Annotated in this window: 5 protein-coding genes and 1 pseudogene; all 6 read left to right on the top strand. The window is 53.8% G+C overall.

The genetic code is table 11. The features are described 5' to 3' along the window. On the top strand, nt 1-1,536 hold a 1,536-nt coding region (locus ACI77I_RS31495), incomplete at its 5' end, for a lipase family protein (RefSeq protein WP_407000094.1). Nucleotides 1,537-1,619: 83 nt separating this feature from the next. Further along, nucleotides 1,620-1,754 carry a type VI secretion protein gene (locus ACI77I_RS31490; RefSeq protein WP_407000092.1) on the top strand — a complete coding sequence of 45 codons (135 nt, stop codon included), beginning with the start codon at nt 1,620-1,622 and terminating at the stop codon, nt 1,752-1,754. Nucleotides 1,755-1,756: 2 nt separating this feature from the next. Beyond that, nucleotides 1,757-2,956 (top strand): type VI secretion system-associated FHA domain protein TagH, encoded by a 1,200-nt coding sequence (gene tagH / locus ACI77I_RS31485; RefSeq protein WP_407000090.1) that lies wholly within the window; start codon nt 1,757-1,759, stop codon nt 2,954-2,956. 5 nt (nt 2,957-2,961) lie between these two features. Continuing rightward, nucleotides 2,962-3,453, top strand: a complete 492-nt coding sequence (tssJ, locus tag ACI77I_RS31480; protein WP_407000088.1) for a type VI secretion system lipoprotein TssJ — start codon at nt 2,962-2,964, stop codon at nt 3,451-3,453. After that, nucleotides 3,450-4,781, top strand: a complete 1,332-nt coding sequence (tssK, locus tag ACI77I_RS31475; RefSeq protein ID WP_407000086.1) for a type VI secretion system baseplate subunit TssK — start codon at nt 3,450-3,452, stop codon at nt 4,779-4,781. Before tssJ ends, tssK begins: the two co-directional genes overlap by 4 nt. A 5-nt stretch (nt 4,782-4,786) precedes the next feature. Next, nucleotides 4,787-5,350 (top strand): annotated as a pseudogene (locus ACI77I_RS31470) (hypothetical protein); the annotation flags it as partial.

Below are 5,350 nucleotides of genomic sequence, written 5' to 3'. Positions count from 1 at the left end.
CTGGCATTGATGACAGTGACCGCATATGGCGCTTTCAGCACAGCGGGTGAGCCAGGAGAAAATATGACTCCGCCGCCTTACAACAATGTAGGCAGCATCGCGCATGTATTGCAAACGCAACTGGGACACTTGGTCAAACCCACGGTTTTTAACGATGCTAGCCCCTACCACATGCTCTGCGAGGAAGTGCCCTATTCGAAGCGACTGGAAATCATGCCCCATGACCCCACACGCTATAAAGAAGAAGCCGGTAACGATTGGGATGTTCCGGAGAAGGTGCATTTTCTAAACGATAAAAAAACTGACACTCAGGTCTTTGCTACTCATAACGATAAAGTGGTACTCATCTCGATTCGAGGGACTCAAGGAGGATGGGATATCGTCCGCGACCTTGATGCTAAGCAAGTGCCTTACGCTGAAGGCGAGGGGCAGGCTCATCGCGGTTTCTACAACGCTTTCTTGGTAGTGAAAAAGTTCACAAGCAAATATCTGGATGCCTTCTACACTGGCGAGCAAACACTGATTGTCTGTGGTCACAGCCTGGGTGGTGCGATTGCACTGTTGCTCGCCGAATGGCTACGCCGTGATTGGTCTGCTGATATTCAACTCTATACCTTCGGCGCCCCCCGTGCTGGCAATCGTAGTTTTACCAATGCGGCGAAAGAGTTGGTTCACCACCGAATCGTCAACCATAACGACCCGGTTCCAAGCGTACCCTCTCCTTGGATGGACGCAGAATGGAAACAACTCGCGCTCGGCAGTGCCATGTTGGTCTCCCCGGCGGTCTCCGCTATTTGGGCAGTAACCGTGTTGTTGGGCGGCTTACTCAACCTAAAAGGTGATGCCTATGAGCATCATGGAGAGCAACGTCATTTCATGCCTCGCAAGTTCGGAACGGGTAGTGAGACAGCGATACTCTGGCAGCCTGGGTGCGCGAGCCTTTCCGAATTTAAGTGCGCAATGCATGCGGCGGATATAGATCTCACGGGCGATATGCCCCAGCGTAAAAGTCTGATTGAACAGGCGTTTTCTGCTAGCGAACACTCCAGCCATTCGGGTTACAGTCGCAGCGCTCTCACGACATTGCTACGCTGGGACGCAAGCGTTCGAGAGCGGGGTGGCGTGTTGTTTACCGAGAATGAGGCTAAGGATATCGCTGAGCAGGTTAACCACACAAAACAGATGTTGGAAAATTGGAAACCCGCGACGTTCATCGAGTTTCGAATGGCATTGCGTAGCAGAAACGACATGCGCTTCTACAAGAAAACCCCACTTGAGCTGCAAGAGCTTTTCAATTCGGGCCTGACTCAAATCAAGCAACTGCGCTCTGAGCAGATTGTTGCTCTCACTCGAGTCCAAGTGCGTTTGCAGGTTCAAGCCCTGCACGTCGTCAGTGCTCAAGACGTGTTCGGTGATCTGATTGAACGGGAAGACCTGCCGGAACTGTTCAGTGCCTGGCGAGCGTTAGGGGACATTCAGAAAGCCGAAAAATTGGCTCAGCTCCGGTCCTCGACCGAGAGTCGGCCATACGCCTGAGCCGAACCCAAAAACACTTAGCCATACCTATAACCCGAACCGGGCGACCCCGGCTGCTTTTCCGTTTTTCAAGGAGCTTATTTATGCATCGACTTTGGCCTGTGGCCGTACTGGCTTTTGTTCTGGCCGGGTGTACCGGTAACTATCGATTCAGTGATGCCGAATACCGCCCCCTGGGCACTCCGCAAGCAGCCGTCACCGAGCAGCGGGGAGCATAGGAATGCAGCTGAAACTCACTATTACCAAGTCGCTGGATGGCATACCTATCTCAAGTACCAGTAAGATATTTGATCGTCGTGGAGGGATGATTGGCCGTGACGAGGGGTGTGACTGGGTGATTCCCGATTCTGCTCGACATCTTTCGAATCAACACGCCTTGGTCACTTATCGAGAGGGTGTTTACTACCTGACCGATAACAACAGCCGTAACGGAACCTTTCTCGCGGCAGATCGAACACGCCTGCAAGAAGGTCAGGCGAAACGCATTGAGCACGGCTGTGTATACGCTTTGGCGCACAGTGAAATCACTGCACACCTGGGCCATAACGAAACGTTGGATGAGCGTTCGTTCGGCGTTCAACGGCCTACCGTCGGCACGATCCCCGATGATGACTTTTTCGGCAGCCCGCTGGAAATACTTGATCAGAGAGAACGGTCTTGGTCGTTTGGTGATGTCGATCTGCTCGACAGCCTGCTAGATCCGCCGCCCTTACCGATACAGCAATATGACCATGCGGCTATCCAAACGCAGCATATGCCGTTACCACGCCTGATTTCGGAGACGGTTAAGTCCCCAGAAGCCCCCGCAGCTGCCCCGGCTGAATGTCAGTCAGAACAGTTCTGGCAGCAGTTCGGCGAGGTCTTGGGTATTGATCTTGCTCAATTTAACAATGACAGCCGCGAAGCCCTCGCGCTGAAAGCCGCACGATTGCTAAAGCAGAGCATGGCCGGTTTACATCAAAGTATTCGAACCCGCAGTGAGCTGAAGAATGAACTGCACCTGGCGTTAACTAGCGTTCAAATCGCGAGCAGCAACCCGCTCAAGCATGCCAGTGATAGTCAGCAAGCGCTCCGGGAATTATTGGGTGATGAAAAATCGGGGCAACTTCCCGCTGAGCAATCGATTGCTCGCAGTTTCCGTGACTTGCAAGCTCATCAGGTGGCTTTGCTTTCCGCCAGCCGTGCTGCGTTGCGTGGAGCCCTGGAGCAGTTCGCTCCAGCACAACTGACCTTACGCTTCGAGCAGAGCCGCCAAACGTCGCTGTGGCCCGGTAGCACGTGGCGCGCTTATTGCCGTCATCACCAAACGTTGAACTTAGACAGTGAATGGAGTGAACGGCTGTTGGCTCGTGACTTTGCCCAGGCTTACGAAGAACAAGTGCGCTTGATCTGCACCCTCCAGAGTTCATACCCAGGATGATCCTGATGCCTCACTTCAAATTATTGGCGGCGTTGATCTGTGCGTGGCTGCTCAGCGCCTGCTCCGCATTGTCACCCCATTCACAGGTCACCAAGCTGGATCTGCAACTGTTCGCCAGCAAGCAACTCAATCCGGACATCAATGGTAGGCCTTCGCCGTTAGTGCTGCGCCTGATCGAACTCAAGCATCCAGTGAGTTTCGAGACGACCGACTTCTTCGGCCTGTACGAGCGCCCCAATGAAACGCTGTCACCCGACCTGATCTCCAGTGAAGAGGTAAGGTTGCTCCCCGGCACCCACCATCAGATGAACCTTCGATTGAAGAGCGATAGCCGCTATGTCGGTGTCCTTGCAGCCTACCGAAATTTGCCAGAAACCCAGTGGCGCTATCTGATTCAACTGACCCCCGCGGGGATCACCCAAACCCATTTGCTGCTCGATGACTCGGGCATTCACAACTCGAACGCGCCGGTGGCCATAAGCAAGGAGACACCATGAGCAGCCATAAAATGGTCTGGAAAGAGGGCATGCTGTTGATGCCGCAGCATTTCCAACAAAATGATCGCCACTATGACTACCAGTTGAAAGCTCGCACCCAGTTGATGAGCCGTTATGGCTGGGGCTTGTTTACGCTGGAAATCGACGAGCATTATTTCAACACCCGCAAAATCGTGATCAGTAAAGCGTCGGGCGTGCTGCCCGATGGCAGTCTGTTCGAACTGGGTCACGATACTCAGGCTCTGGTACTGGACGTACCCAAGAACACGCATAATGTGCCGGTTTACTTGGCGTTGCCACTGGTCACCGGAAACCACATCGAAACCCGCGATGTGAAACATCAGGACGTACTTGCTCGATATTTGGCCCATGACCTGAAAATCGCCGACTCCTTCGCCGAGGGACTCTCGGTGTGCGACGCCAGTTGTGCAAAGCCTGATTTTCGACTGCTACTCGGTGAACAACCGAACGATCAGCACTTCGTCAAAATCAAGATTTGTCAGGTCATTGCTCCCAATGGAACTGATGGCATTGCACTCGACAAAGAATTTATTGCCACTCACCTCCATTTCAACGCCCACAGCGAGTTACAGGCCTTCCTGAAGGAGGTGCTCTCCCTGCTTGGTAATCGCGGCGACAAGCTGGCGGCACGCATCCGGTCCAGCGGACAGGTGGGAGGTGCCGAAGTCGGCGACTTCATGATGCTGCAACTGATCAACCGCTACGAGTTGCTGCTACGCCATTCCCTTAGGACCGATCAGGCTCACCCTGAAGAAGTTTATCTCGTACTGCTGGGGCTTTTAGGGGAGTTGACGACATTCGCCAGTGACGACAAACGCCCGGATATGGCTCTGCAATACGAGCACAGCGACCAAGGGGCCTGTTTACGCCAACTGACGGATGCGATTCGCCAGGTACTCTCGATGGTGCTCGAGCAACACGCCATCAAACTGGAACTGCAACAGGCCAAATACAACATCCAGGTCTCCCCGATCAAGGACCCAACGTTGCTCGACTCCTCCTATTTCGTATTGGCGGCCAGCGCTCAGTGCGACACCGAGGAACTGCGTACTCGTCTACCGGCCCATCTTAAAGCGGGCACGGTGGAAAGCATCCGCCAGTTGGTCAACCTGCACCTGCCTGGCATCAAGGTCTCGCCTCTGGCCGTAGCTCCACGGCAAATTCCTTTCCATGCCAATAAATCCTATTTCACCCTCGAGTTTAGTGAACAAGAAGTGGCGGACCTCAAACGCTCTGGCGGTTTTGCCTTCCACATTTCGGGTGAGTTCACGGGGCTTGAGCTGGACTTCTGGGCCATCAGGAATTGAGTGTCATGAAGGGTGCCAATACACGACAGCGCGCTGTTCGATTCACGGGACTCGGGCTGATGCTGCTGAGCCTTAGTGCCTGCGATTGGGTGGGGAGTTTCGTCAAGGAAAGCGCCCTGTCGCTGACCAAGCGCAGTGGCAGCGAAAGCTTCACGATCAAAGGAAAGCTGCCCGCCAACTTTGCGATTGAAGTCCAAGCCAATTACATGCCGCTGGAGGCGAAAAACTGCCAGCGATACAGCATCGGCATGGGCCATGAGACCACTCGGACGCATATGGAGTCGTTCGAAGCAGCCTTCCTGAATACCCCACAAAATTACAAATTCAAGGTGCCGCTAACTTACAGCATTGGTCTGTGCGAGATGGAACTGGGCAGTGTCAATTTCTTGATTGATGGGCGTTACGGCGCACTGGATTGGCAACAGCACGGCGGTTACGGTGGATTGCGGATAGTGGAGGCATTACCCGAAGGCGCCCCAGCCTTTAAGGCTGACGGCACCTTGGATATTCAGGGGCAATGCACCTGGTTGTTTCAGGTGAGCAAAATCTATTTGCAGCTCTCCAAACTG

The organism is Pseudomonas sp. D47 (assembly GCF_045447305.1).
Lineage (GTDB): Bacteria > Pseudomonadota > Gammaproteobacteria > Pseudomonadales > Pseudomonadaceae > Aquipseudomonas.
This window is presented reverse-complemented; position numbering and strand designations above follow the sequence as displayed.